Raw genomic sequence first — 19,798 nt, 5'->3', positions numbered from 1 at the left:
ATCAAAAAAACTAATAAATGTTTAAATTTTACATATCAATTATAAGCTTTTTATTTATCGTTTCATGTAAAGAAAACTCTTTGAAAATTTATAACGCTACAGATAAACTAATAAAACAAACAGGAAGAATAGAAAAATTAACCGACAGTACAACTGCATTAATTGGTTCTGCTGCATCGTTAGAATTTAATACTAAAGGAGATTCTATTTCATTATTTATTCAGTCTGAATTTACACCTCGTAATTATGTTGTTTTAACTATTAATGATGAATACAAAGGACGTTATCAAATTAAAGGCGACACAATTAATAAAATAACATTACAATTGCCCGAAAATGAATTTAATAAAATAGGAATTCATAAAGCTACTGAAGCCGCAAGCGGAAATATTATTGTTCATAAAATTGAAGCAAAAGAATTAGTTCCGCTAAACGAAAAATCCAAAATTTCTATTGAATTTATAGGAGATTCTATTACTTGCGGAGCATTAGCAGATAATAGCGATATTGATTGCAATGAAGGTGAGTATCTAGACCAACACAATGCATACTTAGCTTACGGTCCATTATTGGCAAGAACTTTAAATACTAATTACCTTTTAAGTTCTGTTTCGGGGATGGGAATGTATAGAAATTGGAACGATGAGAATGTTGAAGAACCCATCATGCCTCAAGTTTATAATAATTTGTACTTAAACAAAGATGAATCTAAACCATACAAATCTAATTTTAATCCAGATATAATTAGTATTTGTTTGGGCACCAATGATATGTCTGATGGTGATGGCGTAAAAGAACGTCTTCCTTTTAATTCAAAAAAATATACCAATAACTACATCAAGTTTGTTGAAATGCTTTATAAAAAACATCCTAATGTTCAAGTTGCATTGTTAAATAGCCCAATGGTTTCCGAGCAAAGAAACGATACTTTGGTGTCTTGTTTAAAAGCTGTACAAAATCATTTCAATGATAAAAATATTGTGCTTTTTCAGTTTGAAAAACTTTATGTAAACGGTTGTAATTATCACCCTAGTATAGAGGACCATAAATTATTAGCAGAACAGCTAACTCCTTTTTTCAACAAATTAATAAGCAATAAATAATGAAATTCTTATACACATTATTATTCCTGCTTCTTGTAAATTCATCATTTGCAAATGTTGTTTTACCTTCTGTATTTGCAGACCACATGGTATTACAACAAAATGATGATGTGAAAATTTGGGGATGGGCAAATCCAAATGAAGACATCACAATTCAACCATCTTGGTCAAATGAAGTTTATAAAACAAAAACTAATAATCAAGCAAACTGGGAATTAACTATTAAAACTCCTAGTTATGGTGGACCCTATACAATTACGATAAAAGGATACAATGAAATTATTTTAAAAGATATTCTTATAGGTGAAGTTTGGTTATGTTCAGGGCAATCCAACATGGAAATGTCTGCAAGTTGGGGTATAAAAAATATGAATGAAATTGAAAAGGCAAACAATCCTAACATTCGTTTTTTTAATGTGCCTAAAGTTTCTGCAAAATCACCTCAAATTAACGTGAATGCAAATTGGCTAGTTTCAACACCAGAAACCATGAAGAATTCTAGTGCTGTAGCTTACTTTTTTGCAAAGCGATTACAAGAAAAATATGAAAATATTCCTGTGGGATTAATAGTTTCTGCTTGGGGAGGAACACCTGCAGAAATTTGGATGCCAGAACATATTATTACAAAAGATTCTATACTTAATGTAGCCGCAAACAAATTAAAACCTGTGGAATGGGGACCAACAGAACCCGCCAGAGCCTTCAATGCTATGATAAACCCCTTGTTGGGTTACAATGTAACAGGAGCTTTGTGGTATCAAGGTGAAGCAAATGTTGGCGCAAAACATTATGAAAAAACGCTTTCTGCTTTAATCAGTTCATGGCGTTTGCTTTGGAATCATAATTTCCCATTTTATTACGTACAAATTGCGCCGTTTGAATATGGTGAAGATCATTTTGGTGCTGCTGAAATTAGAAATGCACAACGTAAAGTGTTAGATATTTCAGAAAACACAGGAATGGTTGTTATTGATGATGTTTCTACAACAGATGATATTCATCCCAAAGACAAAAAAACGGTTGGAATAAGACTTGCTAATCTAGCTTTAAAAAATCATTACAAAAACTTTGAGGGAACTATAAGTGGTCCTCTTTTCAAAAATGTTTCATTTGAAAAAAGAAAAGCTATAGTGTTTTTTGATAATTCAGAGGGATTATACATGAAAGACAATTATTCTCTTTTTGAAATTTCTGGAGATGATAAAATATTCTACAATGCAAAAATAAAATTGAAAGATGATTACATAATACTTTCATCAAAAGAAGTAAAACAACCTAAATATGTTCGATTTGCATGGAAAAACACGGCTCAATCTAATGTTTTTAATGAAGCTAATTTACCTGCATCAACATTTACAACCGAACATTAATTTAACTAATTTAGACTAACCAAAACAGAATGATTAAATTTTCAAATGATTTTATATGGGGTACAGCAACATCAGCTTATCAAATTGAAGGAGGGCATAATGCAGATGGCAAAGGACCTTCAATATGGGATAGTTATTGCACCATACCAAATCGGATAAAGAATAATGAAAACGGCAATGTTGCCATAGACCATTACAACCGCTATAAAGAGGATGTAGCTTTGTTGAAATCGCAAGGTTTTAAGGCTTACCGATTTTCAATTTCTTGGTCCAGAATTATGCCTGAGGGTAAAGGTAAAATAAATGAAGAAGGCATTCTTTTTTATTCAAATCTTATAGATGAATTATTGAAAAACGACATCACGCCTTGGGTAACATTATATCATTGGGATTTACCTTTGGCACTGGAAATGGAAAATGATGGTTGGTTAAATCCTGATATAGCAGATTATTTTGAAGCATTTGCTAAAGTTTGTTTTGAAAGATTTGGCGATCGCGTTAAAAACTGGATTACACTTAACGAGCCATGGGTAGCAGCCATTTTAGGTTATGGGCAAGGTGTTTTTGCCCCAGGGAGAACCTCAAATTCAGAACCCTATTTAGCTGCTCATCATTTAATTCTTGCACATGCCAAAGCTGTAAAACAGTACAGAACAAACTTTAACAATCAAAAAGGAACTATTGGAATTACCAATAATTGCGATTGGAGAGAACCTTTAACTGATAAACTATGTGATATCGATGCTGCAGAACGCGCTTTATTATTTTTTATTGGATGGTTTGCAGATCCTGTATATTTTGGAGATTATCCACAAGTAATGAAAGATAGGCTTGGAGAAAGATTACCTAAATTTACTGAAGAAGAAAAAGAACTAATTAAAGATTCTTCAGATTTTTTTGGTTTAAACCATTACACAACAATGTATGCTGCTGAAGATGATCATTCTGGAATTACTGGAAGCGTTTACGGTAACGGAGGTATTTCTGAAGATCAAGACGTTATTTTATCTCAAGATGAATCATGGCCACTTACATCATTTAACTGGGCAGTTGTGCCATGGGGATGTTATAAATTGTTAGATTGGATTAGTAAACGATATAATAATCCAGACATAATTATTACCGAAAATGGTTTTGCTTGCGATGACAAAGTTGAAAACGGAGAAGTAAATGACCTTGAGAGATTAGATTATTATAAACAGTATTTGGAAGCTTGTAACAAAGCTATTGCAGATGGTATCAATTTAAAAGGTTATTTTGCATGGAGTCTTTTTGATAATTTTGAATGGGCTTCAGGTTATTCTGTTCGTTTTGGTATAAATTATATAGATTACAAAACACTTAAAAGAATCCCAAAAGCTTCTGCTTTGTGGTTTAAACAAATTATTAAGAATAATGGCTGGTAATACTAGAAACAGTTAAAAAAATAAATATTACATATGAAAAAAATAGCATTATTAGGGACTTTATTATTTGCTTTTATAAGCTGTCAAAACATACAAAGTCAAACTTCAAACACTAAAAACCAAAACATTGAACAAAAAATTGATTCACTATTATCAATAATGACTATTGAAGAAAAAGTGGGTCAAATGAACCAATACAATGGATTTTGGAATGTCACTGGTCCTGCTCCAGAAGGTGGAAATGCAGAAAAGAAATATGAAGATTTAAGAAAAGGCTATGTGGGTTCTATGTTAAATGTTAGAGGCGTTGAAAATGTAAGAGCGCTCCAAAAAATTATAGTTGAAGAATCGCGTTTAGGCATTCCTTTAATTATTGGTTCAGATGTTATACATGGTTACAAAACTTTGGCCCCTATTCCACTAGCAGAATCAGCAAGTTGGGATTTAGAAGCTATAAAAAAATCGGCAAGTGTAGCAGCAGCAGAAGCTTCTGCGGTTGGTGTAAACTGGACATTTGCACCAATGGTAGACATCTCTAGAGATGCACGTTGGGGACGTGTTATGGAAGGTGCTGGCGAAGATCCTTTTTTAGGTAGTAAAATAGCTGTTGCACGTGTTACTGGTTTTCAAGGTGAAGATTTATCTGCTGTAAATACCATTGCTGCTTGCGCAAAACATTTTGCTGCTTATGGGTTTACCGAAGCAGGTAAAGAATATAATACTGTAGATATTGGAACTTCCACCCTATATAATTACGTATTACCTCCTTTTAAAGCTGCTAAAGATGCTGGCGTAAAAACATTTATGAATTCGTTTAACGATTTAAATGGTGTGCCAGCAACTGGAGATAAGTTTTTACAACGCGATATTTTAAAAGGTAAATGGAATTTTGATGGTTTTGTTGTATCAGATTGGGCCTCAATTCGTGAAATGGTTGACTGGGGACACGCAAAAGATTTAAAAGATGCTGCTAAAAAAGCTGCAATTGCTGGTTCAGATTTAGATATGGAGTCTAACGCCTATATTAATCATTTAGTAGATTTAGTAAAGTCTGGAGAGGTTGAAGAATCATTAATTGATGACGCTGCAAGAAGAATTTTAAGAGTTAAATTCGAATTGGGCTTATTTGATGATCCTTACAAATATTGTGATGAAGAACGCGAAAAAACAGTTATAGGAAGTACAAAACATCTTGATGCTGTTTTAGATATGGCAAAGAAATCAATAGTGCTACTAAAAAATGACAACAATTTGCTTCCTCTAAAAAAAGAAGGTCAAAAAATAGCATTAATTGGAGCCCTAGCTAACGATAAAAATAGTCCTCTTGGAAGCTGGAGAATAGGTTCTGACGATAATACTGCTGTATCTGTTTTAGAAGGAATGCAAGCTTATAAAGGAAACAAATTAACTTATGCTAAGGGAGCTGATTTATTTGTTGGAAATGCAGGGTTTGTTCATGAAGTTATTATTAATGAAACTGATAAAAGTGATTTTGCTGAAGCTATAAAAGTTGCAAAACAATCAGATGTTGTTGTTATGGTTTTAGGAGAACACGGCTTCCAGAGTGGCGAAGCAAGAAGCAGAACGAACTTGCAATTACCAGGAGTACAACAAGAATTATTAGAAGCAGTTTACAAAGTAAATAAAAACATTGTTTTGGTATTAAACAATGGACGTCCTTTAGCAGTTAGTTGGGCAGATGAACATATTCCTGCTATTGTAGAAGCGTGGCAATTAGGTACTCAAACTGGAAACGCAGTTGCACAAGTTCTATATGGAGATTATAACCCTAGCGGAAAACTACCTATGACGTTTCCTAGACATGTTGGTCAAGTACCTATTTATTACAATTATAAAAATACAGGAAGACCTACTGATAAAGACAATAATGTATTTTGGTCTCATTATATTGATTCTGAAAAAACACCATTATACCCATTTGGTTACGGTTTAAGTTATTCAACTTTTGAATATTCTAACTTAAATCTTAATGGAACATCATTTAAAACTGGAAGCGAGGTAAATGTTTCTGTTAATGTAACAAACACAAGCAATATTGACGGAAAAGAAGTTGTACAATTATACATTAGAGACCTTGTAGGAAGTGTAACAAGACCTGTTAGAGAATTAAAAGGTTTTGAATTAGTTGAGTTAAAAGCGGGAGAAACTAAGACTATTAATTTCGCATTAAACAATGAAACATTAGGTTTCTACAATAACCAAGGCGATTACATAGTTGAACCTGGTGATTTTAAGGTTTTTGTAGGTGGAAGTTCTACAGCAACTCTAGAAGCAGGTTTTGAATTGAAATAATAACTTAAATGAAACGCTTTCTCTTTTTCTTTATAATTTTTACCGGTTTTGTTGTCAACGCTCAAACTGTGATAAGTCCTGAAACGATAAAAAAAGAAAAAGAGGAAGCATTAAGAAAGAAACTTGGTGTTTCAGGGCTTACTATTACAAAACACAAAAATGGAATAATTAAAAAGAACGGAGAAATTATTACCATTAGTAAGTTTGATAAAGAAGGCAGATTGGTTTACAATAAAACATCTATTAAAAACCTAACCAGTTCCTTACCTAAACAATTTCAAAACGCAAAATCTAAAGTCCCAAATAATAATATTGATCATCTTGCTGAATATAATTATGGTGACTATGGAAACCTAATTAAGGAAACGTCATCAAATAAATCAAACACATTTAGTAAATTAGATTACATAATACTATATGATTATGACAATGTAAATAATTTAGTAAAAAAAAGTACTTACACTAAAGATAGAATAACAGGTAATAAAACCCTTAGCAGAATTACACATTACAACGGTTTAAAAGCTACAAGCCTTAATACTGAAGGCGATACACCTTCTATTTATGTTAGTGGGTATAATGAAAAAGGAGACATGTTTATTTCTAATAACACATATTATAATCGTGATTTTGAATCAAGCAAAACCTATGTGTTAAATGATAAAGGGCTTATTCAACAATTTAAAATTATATCTAGATATCCTATGGGAGTTCAAGAAATAAACACTTCATATCAATATGATTTAGATGGTAATGTAACTAAAACTATTCTAAATAGTATTTTCCCTTTTGGTCAACAAAAAATTGAAACTGAATTTGAATACGATAGTAATAGATTAATTTTCAAGAAATACACATTAGACCTTGAGAATGGCACAAAAGATATTTTAGTATATAATTACGAGTTTTTTGATGATTAATCAGTTATACTGTTATTAGCTTGTTTAATAATCTCTAAGGTTGAAACATCTGATGCAAAAACAGAATTTAAGCCTTGGGGTTCTTGTGGTGGATCTGCACTAAAATCATCACCGTGAATCCATTTACCATTGGTGCTAGGATTAGTTTTAGCATATCCTGCAAAGCCCCAAAAATTCAAACCGGCTAGAACACCTTTATTTATTGAACTTTCAATAATTCTATCTGCAATAGCTTTATAAAACACATCCCTATTTTCAACTGATGCATCTAAAGACAAGCTTTCTTTCTCTCTTGGAAAACCAAATTCTGACATCACAATAGGTTTATTCATTCTTTTTGCCACCACAATATGTTCATCCATATATGCGTATGCATTTTTAATAGATAATTGCGTAGTTTCTTTTTCATTATTAATATCATACCAACCCCAATTTTTTGGCCACATATGCATTGCTAGATAATCTATGTTTTTATTGGTGTGTAATCTTTCAAACATATCCATGTCTTGTAAAAACCCATGTTTCCCTTCGGTTCCTGTAGACACCAGGTGATTTGGGTCTAACTCTTTAATTAAAGCTACGGTTTTATTTAACCAACCTGCAAAAGCTTCTTCATGATCTGGTGACACCAAAACTCTAGGTTCGTTTGCTACTTGCCAAGACATTACTGTATGGTCATCAGTATATTTTAAACCTGTGTAAGTATTTGTTCTTCCAATAATAAATTTAAGGTGGTCGTAATATGCTTCTTTACATGGTTCGCAACTATGAAATTGTTTGGTGTAGTTCATATACTCATCCCATGAATATTGTTCTAAAAACGGATTGGGAACTTCTCCGTAACCATTCCATTTTAAATATTCACTCATTCCGCCAGACCAAATCCAATTGTTATTAAGATATAAAACCGCATACATATTTCTTTTGCGCATTTCTGCCATCATAAAATCTAAACCATCCAATAAATCTTCGTTATAAACACCTTGTTCTGGCTGTAAAGCAGGATGCACTCTAGAATCTCCGCCATCACCTTCAGCTCCAACTAAAATTCGTAAATTATCTATTCCAACAGATTTCATTAAATCTAACTCCTTAATTAAGCGCTCTCGGTCACCTATATTTTTTGCACCAATTAATGGACCATACCAATAGTTTGCTCCAACAAAATAATAAGGTTTATCGCCTTTCATAAACTTGGAATCTTCTATGGTAATTTGCTCAATATCTACACTTCGATCTGTTTTTTTGTACTGTGCACTTTTACAACCTGAAAAAATTAAGGCTAAAACTATAATATATATTAACTTGTTTATTTTCATAATAAAATTAGTTTGGTAAGGTATACATGTCTGGTAACTCGTCTTGCAATAATGTTTTTGGCTTATCGGTAAACTCAATAAAATCTGATGCGCTAGACAAACTAGGAACAGGAGTTACATAAGTGTTCTGTGAATTAGTCCAAAACATCATAAAAGCCATCTCTATATCATTATTAGTAATTGTTTGATATAAATTATTAGCATAAAAACCAGAAATAGGATTATTTTCTCCTGGAGTAACAAAATAACCTGTTTCAGTAAATGCAGCTATTTTTACTTTTTCTTTAGCAAGTTTATCTATTATTTGTAATTTTTGATTAGCTGAATCTACTCCAGATTGTCCCATATTATTCAAGTCTCCATAATTATCCATTCCTAAAACATCTACATAAGCATCACCTGGGTATCTACTTAAATATTGTGCTTCAGAACTATAACTTCTATCAGGAGAAAATGCAAAAAGCATATTATTTACATTTAATGTATCTCTTAAATATTCTACTGTAAAACGCCATAACTCAATAAATTCTTGAGCTGTACACCATGATGCTCCCCACCAAAACCAATCGCCATCAAATTCATGAAAAGGTCTAAAAATAAAAGGCACTAATTTACCATCGTTACCAACCATACTATTTGCAACATCTGCAACTACTTGCAACTTGTCTTTATAATAGTCATGATTACTTCCTCCAGGTAAAATACTCTTGAAAGCATTTTGTTTTTGAAAATCTGTCATTTCAGAAGTATAAAAATGATCTCCTTCATAAGGTTCTCTTAAATGCCAAGCAAAAATATTTACCATACCTTTATTGTATGCTTCTACTGCATCTCCTGTAATAATTTGTTCTTGTTGATAAAACCAATTTGCAGGTGTACCATCATTATTATCATCTGTAATAAACATAAAATCTGACCCTAATAATCCAGGATCGCTACCTGTTGTTTTTTTAATATCAGAATCACCAGTATTATTATTGTAAAAACCGGCAAATGCATCTTGTTGACCTACTATAAAATTGGTTTTAGATAGTGTTTTTAAATTATAAAATAGCGCTATGGTTTCGTCTGTAGCATTTGGATTAACCATATAAGTAGCTGTGTCTTCTGGGGTTAAAGTAAATGACTCCGTATTACTTGAAATTGTTATAGTAGCTGTTTTTGCAGAATTAACTACAACATCATCATTATCTGTACTTGTAAGTGTTATGATTATGGTTTCATTATCTTCAGAAATATTATCATCTAAAACATTAATAGCGATAACTCCCGATAATGAATTTGCTGGTATAGTTATACTATTGCTTAATGTTTCATAATCTTCACTATTAGTTGCTGTTCCTGTTATAGTATAATTAACTTTTGTTGATGCATTTACTGCTTTACTTAGTGTAACTAAAAACGAACCATTTGCTGAAGGTTCTGTAACTATATTTGTTGAAGTTGAAATACTAACGTTACTTTTTGATGGTTCTTGATCAACTGGATCTTCTGGTGAATCTTTTGAACAGCTATAAATAGTTACAGCAATACATAAAACACTTAATATTTTTTTTAAATTTTTCATAGTCTAAATATTTAATTTAATACAAGCTCGTGATGTGTGATATGGTGCTTTCCACATACTTACTTTGTCTTCTTCTTTATATACTTTTCCTTTTTTTGATACTCTAAAAAACCATTCTCCATTTTTGTAATCTATCAAATGCTTTTTTGTGTATTCCCATATTTTTATTGAAGTCTCTAAATAATCTTGATCTGGACTTAACTTAAATACATAATTTAAACCTATTAATGCTTCAACTTGTGGCCACCAATGTCTATCAGTATCAACATGATTTGTTGTTATATTTTTTTCATTTAATACTGCTCCATCTTTATCTATGGCTTCATTTAAAAAAGTATCAGCAACTACAACCGCTAAAGTGTTTGCTTTATTTAACAATACTTCATCATTAAGTAGTTTTGCAGCATCAATAATTAACCATGCCGCTTCAATATCATGACCATAAGACACTGTGTTACTTAACAACTGCCACTCATCATTAAAAAATAATTCATAATGGTTTTTATCATTTAAAAAATTATCAAAAAACAATTCTACTAATTGTTTAAGCGATTTTTTTAAGTTTTCACTATCATAAATCAGCAACAGTGATGTATAGGCTTCTAAAACATGAAGATGTGTATTCATGGTTTTAGAGGCATTCATATCTTTATCACTTAAGCGCATGTCTTCAATAGGCGACCAATCTTCATTAAATGCTTCGAAGTAGCCAAGATTAAGTTCGTCTTTGGCGTATTTTTCTAACAGTTCAAAAATTTCTATTGCCCAATTTTTTGCCTCCTCATTTTTAGTGAACATGTAATATTCAGACAATGCATAAATAGTGAAAGCTTGTGCATAAACTTGTTTACGTATATTTAAAGGGTTTCCTTTGTAATCTAGCTCCCAATAAACACCTTTATATTTGTTGTCTTTAAAATTATCTTTCAAATAATTAAAAGCTCTTTCACAAATCAATTCATATTCATTAGTTTTCAAATAATTTGACGCTGCTGAAAACGACCAAAGAATACGAGTGTTTAGAATTATACCTTTTGATGCTTTTGGTATAATTTTGTTGTAATGATTTATTTTACCAACAAAACCCCCATACTCATCATCTAAAGTATTTTTAACCCAATAGCTTAATATGTTTTTTAATTCAGAATTAAGTTCTGATTTAAGTTCAGTATAAGCATCAGTCATTAATAAAGCCCTTTGTTTTTATCAATAAGATTTATAATTGTTTCAACAGAACCTGCAGAAGTGTATTTATCTTCTGGAGTATTCATGCAATAATCAACTAATTTTTCAATAGTTGATGTTGCAACATGCATTCTGGTATCTGATGAGGCATAATAGATATAAACTTTTCCATCACAATTTGCTATCCAGCCGTTAGAGAATAACACATTTGACACATCTCCTACCCGTTCATCATTTTCAGGCGCCATAAAATGGCCTCCTGGTTTATATGTTACTTTTGAGATATCATTTAAATCTGTCATAAACATATAAAGTGTATAACGCAATCCTGCTGCTGTATTTCTTACTCCATGTGCAAGATGCAACCAACCTTTTTCGGTTTTTATTGGTGCTGGACCTAAACCATTTTTAAGTTCATATATAGTATGGTAGGTTTTACCAAATATGATTTTTTCATCTTTTACAATTGGGTTTTCCATATCATCTATGTAGCCTAATCCAATACCGCCGCCAGAGCCTACACTTATAAATCCATCTTGAGGTCTTGTATAAACAGCATACTTACCATTTACAAATTCTGGATGAAGTACCACATTGCGTTGTTGACCAGAGTTTGAAATTAAATCTGGCAAGCGTTCCCAATTAATTAAGTCTTTTGTTCTTACAATGCCTGCATTTGCAATGGCACTACTTGTATCTTCCACAGGTACATTTGGATCTTTTCGCTCGGTACAAAAAACACCATAAATCCAACCATCTTCATGATTTATAAGACGCATATCGTATGCATTGGTGTCTGGGTTACCTTTAATTTGAGGTATTACACATGGTTTGTCCCAAAACTCAAAACCATCAATACCATTAGGGCTTTCTGCTATAGCAAAGAATGATTTTCTATCATTACCTTCAACGCGAACACATATAAGGTAGGCGTCATTCCACTTCATCGCACCTGCATTAAACGCTGCATTAAAGCCAATACGTTCTAGAGCATTAGGATTTGTTTGAGGATTTAAATCATATCTCCAATGAATAGGAATATGTTCTGAAGTTACAACAGGGTTTTTAAATCTTTTAAAAACACCATTAGTTTTAGAAACTGGTTTATTCCTTTTATTAATTAATTTGGAATACTGTTCCTTTACCTTATCTATATGTGAAACTACTTTGTACAATTTATTTTTAATTTTTGGTTAATCTAATTTCTCTTCTAATTTATTCCACCAGTATTTTTTCAACAATAGCACACTAACTACCAAGATAGCAAGTGATATATATATTGGCATACTTTGTCTGAATATTATGTACATTGGTAGAATTACTAACACCGTTTGGGCAACAATACCCACAACCACATTAAACATATCTCTACCAAAATCTTTATTCTTTTTGAAGTTAGGGTCTTCAGCAACTAATTTGTCATTTATTGGTTTCCAAAAGCCCCATGGTCTTACATTTTTATAAAATGTTTTTAGAACAGCTTCTTCTGTTGGTGGAGCAGAATATGTACCTACAATACTTCCTATTAATGAAACCACTAATAATATTGGGAATAAATAGAGTTCGTTCGTATCTGGAAATAACATTGGTGCAAAATAAGCTGCTATTAAACCAGCAACCATACCCCAGAAAAAACCTTCACCATTAAAACGCCACCAGTGCCATTTTAAAATATTAGCCCCCACATAACTACCATAAAGCACTGATACTATAATATTTAAAACCGAATTAACATCTTCTGCAAAAAAGCCAAGAACTATACTTATTATAACTACAACTAGTCCTGTTAGGTAATTCATGTTTTTAACCTGATTGGTTTTTGCATCTGGTTTAACATATTTTAAATAAATATCGTTTACCAAATACGCTTGTGCAGCATTTAATGTTCCTGCAAAAGTTGACATAAACGCAGCAATTAATCCTGCTAAAAGCAATCCTAATAAACCAACGGGTACAAAAGTTTTTATAGCTGTTGGAAGTATCAATTCAAAATCTATATTTCCAGCTGCATTTAATAAATCCAATTTCTCATAATAAATTAATGCCAATGCAGCGAAACCTGCAATCATTAAATAACGAATTGGCATTAAAATAACCGAAACAAAACCACTCATTTTAGAAGCTTCTGCCGGTGATTTAGTTGAGAGTATTTTTTGCATATCGTAAGTTGGCGCAGGACCTGCAACACTTACTAATACACCTTTAAACAGCATCATAAATAAGAATATGCTGAAAATACCAAACCCATCATCTTTAATTTTTTGATTAACTTCTGGAATAATTTCAGTCCAGTCCATGCTTAACTCACCTATAAACGGATTCATCCATCCATCAGGTACATTTAAATTTGAAGCACCAACTGCTTGCCAACCTAAATAACCAATTACTAATGCAGCAATTGTCATGATTGTAAACTGTACAACATCTGCCCAAACAATACCAGACATTCCTCCCAGTAATGAATAAAACACAGCAAATAGCGTAAAGATTGTTCCATAAAAATGAGGAACATATTCTAAGGGTATATCGAAAGGAATATAATTACTAACAAACTCCCAAGGCATGAATATTTCTACGAACTTCCCTAAACCTATAAAGCCGTAAGCTAAATAACCTAAGCACACCACTAAAGCAAAAACAACAACAATTATATGTGATAGCTTCGCCCCTTTTCCAAATCCAAATCGTGTACCTATCCACTCTGCACCGGTTGTAGCGTTAGATCGTCTCAACCATTTTGATAAGTAAACCATTAAGAAGATTTGATTAAATACTGGCCATAGCCAAGGTATCCAAGCACTTTTAATACCATAAACAAACATTAATGTAACCAACCATATGGTTCCAGAAATATCAAACATTCCAGAGGCATTTGAAAGCCCCAACATATACCAAGGAATAGACTTACCCCCCAATAAATAATCGTCTTTACTTCGTTGTGCTTTTTTTCTGAGCACCAAACCTATTACTATTATGGTAATTAAATAAAGTGCAATTATTAAAATATCTACGGTATGTAATAAATTCATAAGTTGGTTTAAGTTAGTCTGTAATACTATTAATATCTTTTAGGAAAAGTGTTTTTGGGAATTTTTCAAACTTTTTGAAGTCATCTTCACTTACATGTGTTTTATATGGCATATAATGATGTTTTTTTGTGTAATTTCTCCAAAATAAAATATACGCTATTCCTGTATTTTCAATACTTGGATATACAACATCTGTAAACCATTTATTGTTTGGAATTGCCTCTAAACCAGTTTCTGTAAAAGCGTATAATTTATTTTTTGATGTTGCTATACTTCTAACAATTTTTAAATCGTTTACAACAGATGTTTTATAATCTTCAGAGTTATTAAAATCGTAAATATCAATTCCAAAAAAATCAACATAATTGTCACCAGGATAATACTTCATGTAATCATCATTAGGATTTAACTTATTTGGCGAATAAGCATAAATTAAGCTGTGTAATTTATGCTTATTTTTTAAATAATTAACGGTTTCTTGCCACAATTGAACATATTCTGAAGCTGTACAATTTGGATCACCCCACCAAAACCAAGCTCCATTCATTTCATGAAAAGGTCTGAAGATGATTGGCACTTTCTTGCCTTTATATTTTACAGATTTTAAAAAAGTGGCAACTCGGTCTAGCCAAAGTATATATTTCTCTCTATGTTTTCCATTTTCAATAATGTCCTTAACTGCAGGTGTTTTATCCCAAGAATCTCCTCCAGTTGTAGGATTGTCTGCATGCCAACTCACGGTAATAACCCCACCTTTCTTATATGCATCAATCATTAGTTTACGCATAGTTTCAAAAGGTACACCATCTAAATTTTTATTATGACCATGTTCAATTCTTCCTATATCAAAACCATAAACCGCAGGAAAATCTCCAACTATATCATTCACATCACTTTTTATAGTATTTGGATAGTCTACTTCTTTCCATCCAATTCCATAAGAGGTAGCATCTTGATGCCCTATAGCGAAACCGTTCTTGGAAATGTAAAATAATTTTTTGTGTAGCTTTTTCAATTGTTTTGACGGTTTACTATCAACCAATTGAGGTTTTTCGTAAACTGAATTATAAAAAGGCTTACAAGAGTTAAGCGAAGTAAAAATAAGCACTATTAATATAGTGGTTACATACTTTTTAAAATTTAAAAATTTATGGTGTTCTTGCATTCAATCGTAGTTTTTTGGTAATTTTATACCATTTAAAATACAAAATATATAATTTAGCGGTCTCAATTTTATTAAATTCAAAATTAATAATTATACAAATTATAACTATGATATTATTTTATCATTATTATAAACTATAATTGCAACAAAAATGAGTATATTAAACAAAGTACATAGAGAAATAACTCCTTTATCTCCTGAAGATAGCTTTTTGGTTTTTGATAGAGTTAAAGAAGAATTTGACTTTCCAGTTCATTTTCATCCAGAATACGAGCTTAATTTTATCCATAATGGCAAAGGGGTTAATAGAGTCATTGGCGACAGTATTGAAGAGATAGATGACATAGAACTCGTTTTGGTTGGTCCCAACTTACATCATGGTTGGTTGAACAACAATAATAAAGGGCAAGAGATGAGAGAAATTACTATCCAGTTTGATGAACATTTATTTAATAATGAATTGCTTTCTAGAAAGATAATGAAACCTATTAAAGATATGTTTGACCGATCTATACATGGGATTTTATTTTCTAAAAAAATAAGTTCTGAATTATACGAACGTCTTGCTCAAGTTTCAAAGCTAGATGGTATGGACTATTTTCTAGAACTAGTTTCTATACTGCATGATCTTGCAAACTCCAGAAACCAAAGACTTCTCTCCAGCTACACTATAAATAGAGATAGTTTTGAGAATAGCGACAAAATCAAGAAAATATACGAGTACGTTCAAGAAAATTACGATAAAAAAATTACTCTAGCAGAAGCTTCAGACCTTGTAAATATGAGTCAAGTTTCTTTTAATAGGTTCATGAAAAAAAGAACCGGAAAAACTTTTGTTGACTATGTTAATGATGTAAGAATTGGTCATGCAGCTATTCGGTTAATAGAAAAAGACATCACTATTTCTGAAATTGCTTTTAACTGTGGTTTTAACAATATAGCCAATTTTAATAGAGTTTTTAAAAAATCAAAAAAATGCACACCTAGCCAATACAAAAATGACTTTTCTGGCATAAAAAGAATACTATAGTTTTCTCTTATTAAAATTGTTTCTTTTCCCTACCTCAATAGCAGCTATTTAAGGACTCCATTTAATATTATCCCCCTAAGAGTCATTTAATCGAAAAAATTTCATTAGCAATTGACAAAATAATATTAACCTTAATTTAACAATTGCTTTAATTTTGATATTAACAAAAAACTACTGGTTTAATTATGTATCTCACAAAATAATTAAGCTCAAATTATCAATTAATTCAACTAACACAAAAAGACATGCAAAAAACAATTTTTAAGAACATTAATATTTGTGCAAAACGTTATTTGCCTGTATTAATGTTTTTTATGGTTAGTCAAATTGCCTTAGCTCAAATTCAAGTTAAAGGGGTTATAACTGACTCTAATGGATTAGCCCTTCCAGGAGTAAATATACTTGAAAAAGGTACCAGCAATGGAGTTGTGAGTGATTTTGACGGAAATTATTCTATTTCTGCAAATGAAAACGCAACTTTAGTTTTTAGCTATTTGGGTTTTACAACTCAAGAGGTAAATATTAATGGCAGATCAACAATCAATATTTCTCTCACTGAAAGCTTAGAAAGCTTAAACGAAGTTATAGTAATTGGTTATGGGTCACAACTTAAAGAAGATATTAGTGGTTCTGTAGCATCTGTTGATACGGAACAACTGGAAACAATTCCACAGGTTAGTATAGACCAAATGATGCAAGGTAGAGCTGCTGGTGTAAGTATCACTACAAACTCTGGACAACCAGGTAGTTCGGTATCTGTTAGAATACGTGGTGTTAACTCCATTTCCGGATCTAGTGAACCTCTATATATTATAGATGGTGTGCCAGTTTCTGGAGATGCAGGCTCAATAGGTGATCCTGACTCTCAAGGGGGTACAAGCCCACTATCATCATTAAATCCGAATGATATTGAATCTATTAATATTTTAAAGGATGCATCTGCTACGGCTATTTATGGTTCTAGAGGTTCAAATGGTGTTGTTATTGTTACAACCAAAAGAGGAAAAAAAGGAAAAGCTGTAATCTCATATGATTCTTTTATAGCCATCCAAGAACCTACTAACAAAATTGAAGTTTTAGATTTACCAGGATATGCAAGATTACAAAATGCAATTAACGATATCTATGGTTTAAATGAAGTTGTAGAGTATCTAAGACCTGAGTTACTGGGACGAGGAACTAATTGGCAAGAAGAAATTTTTGAAAATGCTTTAATGGAAAGTCATCAAATATCGTTTTCTGGAGGAAAAGAAGGTACTAATTATTTTGTCTCTGCTGGTCACGTTAATCAGGATGGTACTGTTATAGGATCAGATTTCAATAGATCTACTATTAGAGCAAATATTAATTCAAAATTAAGTGATAGAATAAATTTTGGGGTAAACATTACTGCTAGTAGAACAGATGAAAAATTAACTTTAAATGGAAGAAGTGATGGTATTATTGGTTTATCACTTTTGAATAATCCATCAATACCCGTTTATAATTTAGATGGCTCGTTTGCTGGTCCTGTAACTCCAGACGAGGTGGCTTTTGCATTAAGAAACCCAATTGCAGAAGCTTTAAGTCTTAGAAATAAATTGAGAAAAAATTCAATTTTAGGTAATATATATGCTGAATTTAAAATTTCTGAAAATATTACGCATAGAACAGAATTTGGTGGTTCATTTGGTACTGAATTACAAGATAGATTTACTCCGAGTTATAGTTATGGTGCTATTCCAGCTGGTGCAAATACATTAAGTATCACAAACCGACAAAATGATTACTGGATCATAAAAAACTTTTTAACCTATAATAATACATTCAATGAAAAGCATGATCTTACCGTAATGTTAGGAGCAGAGGCACAAGAATCTAGCTGGGGAGGTTCAACATCAACAGATGGTGATTTTGTTGGAAATGAAGTGCCAATTTTAGGTACTGGTGATGCAGATGATAACAATACACAGTATAAAGGAAGTTCTGCACTAGAATCTTATTTTGGAAGGTTAATTTATTCTTTTGATAATAAATATAGTTTGACTGCGTCATTAAGAGCTGATGGTTCTTCAAACTTTGCCGCTGGTAATAAATGGGGGTATTTTCCTTCTGTTTCGGCAGCTTGGAAAATGTCAAATGAAGATTTTATGAGTGATTTCAATGCCATACAAAATATAAAAATTTACGGTGGTTATGGTGAAGTAGGAAACCAAAATATCCCTGGTTTTGCTTATGGCTCTAGATTAACTACTGTGAATACAGGCTTAGGAACAGGTTTTTTACAATTTAATTTTCCAAATCCAGATTTGGTTTGGGAATCCTCTGTACAAACAAACTTTGGATTAGATTTTTCTTTATTTGACTCTAGCTTAAGTGCAACAATAGAATTGTACAATAAAGTGTCTAAAGATTTCTTATACCAGTATGCAGCTACCGATTTTATTACTGGCGGTAGTGCATTTGGTGCAATTCAAGCACCTTGGGTGAATTTAGGAGAAATGGAAAATAAAGGTATAGATGTTACTTTAAGTTACAATACATCTAGCGAAAATTTCTCTTGGAATTCCTCACTTACTGTATCACACTACAAAAACAAAGTAAGAAGCTTAGATAACGTTACACAGATTAACGGAACTATGAATATTAATTATGATGGTGAACAAAATATAACCATCACAAGACCAGGTGAACCTCTAGGCTTATTTTACGGACTTGAAGTTGAGGGCTTGTTCAGATCAGTTGATGATTTTGAAGGTGCCGCTATTCAATATGGTAGACCATTTGAAGACGCACTTTTTGCTACTACTTGGTTAGGCGATATTAAATATAAAGATCAAAATAATGATGGTGTAATTGATGATAATGATAGAACCGTAATTGGAAATCCACATCCAGACTTTACGTTTGGTTTTCAAAACTCATTTAATTACAAAAATTTTGATTTATCAGTATTTTTACAAGGTTCATATGGAAATGATGTGTTTAACGGAATTGGTAGATTACTTACTGCCGGTAACAGAACTTATACAAATCAGTTAAACTCAGTATTAGACTATTGGTCAGTTGATAATCCAGATGCAAGTTCTCCAAGATTAGCGAGAAATGATACGAGAAATATAGATGTTTCTGATAGATATGTTGAAGACGGTTCTTACCTTAGAATACAGAATGTAACATTAGGTTACACTTTAGACTCTAAATTATCTGAAAAAATTGGTATCGGTAAGCTAAAAATATACGGTAGTATTCAAAACTTATACACTTTTACAAACTACTCAGGATATGATCCAGAAATAGGGTCATACAACCAAAATACACTTCTAACAGGAATTGATGCTGGTCGTTATCCCTCACCTAGAACATATACTTTAGGTGTTAATGTTGAATTTTAAAAAATTAAAAAGAGAAA

13 protein-coding genes are annotated in these 19,798 nt (G+C 31.8%); 7 read left to right on the top strand and 6 right to left on the bottom strand.

Annotated elements, in window-relative coordinates:
• Positions 1–80 precede the first annotated feature (80 nt).
• The 5 genes from MBM09_RS07840 to MBM09_RS07820 are packed head-to-tail and all read left to right on the top strand — an operon-like array spanning position 81 to position 7,112.
• Entirely contained in the window at positions 81–1,103 is a 1,023-nt protein-coding gene (locus tag MBM09_RS07840) for an SGNH/GDSL hydrolase family protein (RefSeq protein WP_238676297.1), read from the top strand.
• A complete protein-coding gene (locus tag MBM09_RS07835; RefSeq protein ID WP_238676296.1) occupies positions 1,103–2,473 on the top strand; it encodes a sialate O-acetylesterase in 1,371 nt (456 codons plus the stop codon). The genes MBM09_RS07840 and MBM09_RS07835 overlap by 1 nt, the downstream gene beginning before the upstream one ends.
• Positions 2,474–2,502: 29 nt before the next feature.
• On the top strand, positions 2,503–3,879 hold the full coding sequence (locus MBM09_RS07830; RefSeq protein WP_238676295.1) for a GH1 family beta-glucosidase: 1,377 nt from the start codon (positions 2,503–2,505) through the stop codon (positions 3,877–3,879).
• Positions 3,880–3,912: 33 nt separating this feature from the next.
• Positions 3,913–6,192, top strand: coding sequence for a beta-glucosidase BglX (gene bglX, locus MBM09_RS07825; RefSeq protein WP_238676294.1), 2,280 nt, complete (start codon positions 3,913–3,915; stop codon positions 6,190–6,192).
• An 8-nt stretch (positions 6,193–6,200) separates the two neighbouring features.
• Positions 6,201–7,112, top strand: coding sequence for a hypothetical protein (locus tag MBM09_RS07820; protein WP_238676293.1), 912 nt, complete (start codon positions 6,201–6,203; stop codon positions 7,110–7,112).
• On the opposite strand, the gene MBM09_RS07815 is transcribed toward MBM09_RS07820, so the two are convergent.
• The 6 genes from MBM09_RS07815 to MBM09_RS07790 all read right to left on the bottom strand — a co-directional run bounded on the left by MBM09_RS07815 (position 7,109) and on the right by MBM09_RS07790 (position 15,227).
• Positions 7,109–8,431 carry a beta-mannanase gene (locus MBM09_RS07815; protein ID WP_238676292.1) on the bottom strand — a complete coding sequence of 441 codons (1,323 nt, stop codon included), beginning with the start codon at positions 8,429–8,431 and terminating at the stop codon, positions 7,109–7,111. The genes MBM09_RS07820 and MBM09_RS07815 overlap by 4 nt on opposite strands.
• A gap of 7 nt (positions 8,432–8,438) precedes the next feature.
• The gene (locus MBM09_RS07810) at positions 8,439–9,998 is read right to left on the bottom strand and encodes a glycosyl hydrolase (RefSeq protein WP_238676291.1); all 1,560 of its coding nucleotides are present in this window, start codon (positions 9,996–9,998) and stop codon (positions 8,439–8,441) included.
• 3 nt (positions 9,999–10,001) lie between these two features.
• Positions 10,002–11,183, bottom strand: a complete 1,182-nt coding sequence (locus MBM09_RS07805; protein ID WP_238676290.1) for an AGE family epimerase/isomerase — start codon at positions 11,181–11,183, stop codon at positions 10,002–10,004.
• The gene (locus MBM09_RS07800) at positions 11,183–12,304 is read right to left on the bottom strand and encodes a glycosidase (RefSeq protein ID WP_370569726.1); all 1,122 of its coding nucleotides are present in this window, start codon (positions 12,302–12,304) and stop codon (positions 11,183–11,185) included. Before MBM09_RS07800 ends, MBM09_RS07805 begins: the two co-directional genes overlap by 1 nt.
• Positions 12,305–12,376: 72 nt before the next feature.
• Complete coding sequence (locus MBM09_RS07795; protein WP_238676288.1) at positions 12,377–14,212, bottom strand: sodium:solute symporter family protein; 1,836 nt, start codon at positions 14,210–14,212, stop codon at positions 12,377–12,379.
• A 13-nt stretch (positions 14,213–14,225) separates the two neighbouring features.
• Positions 14,226–15,227, bottom strand: a complete 1,002-nt coding sequence (locus tag MBM09_RS07790) for a glycoside hydrolase family 26 protein (RefSeq protein WP_238676287.1) — start codon at positions 15,225–15,227, stop codon at positions 14,226–14,228.
• A gap of 301 nt (positions 15,228–15,528) precedes the next feature.
• Here MBM09_RS07790 and MBM09_RS07785 point away from each other — a divergent pair, with 301 nt between their 5' ends.
• Both MBM09_RS07785 and MBM09_RS07780 read left to right on the top strand, forming a co-directional pair.
• Positions 15,529–16,407, top strand: coding sequence for an AraC family transcriptional regulator (locus MBM09_RS07785; RefSeq protein WP_238676286.1), 879 nt, complete (start codon positions 15,529–15,531; stop codon positions 16,405–16,407).
• A 245-nt stretch (positions 16,408–16,652) separates the two neighbouring features.
• Positions 16,653–19,781 carry a TonB-dependent receptor gene (locus tag MBM09_RS07780; protein WP_238676285.1) on the top strand — a complete coding sequence of 1,043 codons (3,129 nt, stop codon included), beginning with the start codon at positions 16,653–16,655 and terminating at the stop codon, positions 19,779–19,781.
• Positions 19,782–19,798: the final 17 nt, after the last annotated feature.

It is taken from the genome of Flaviramulus sp. BrNp1-15, from assembly GCF_022259695.1.
Classification (GTDB): Bacteria; Bacteroidota; Bacteroidia; order Flavobacteriales; family Flavobacteriaceae; genus BrNp1-15.
Note: the sequence above shows the minus strand (reverse complement) of the source record. Positions and strands in the feature narration are given on the sequence as shown.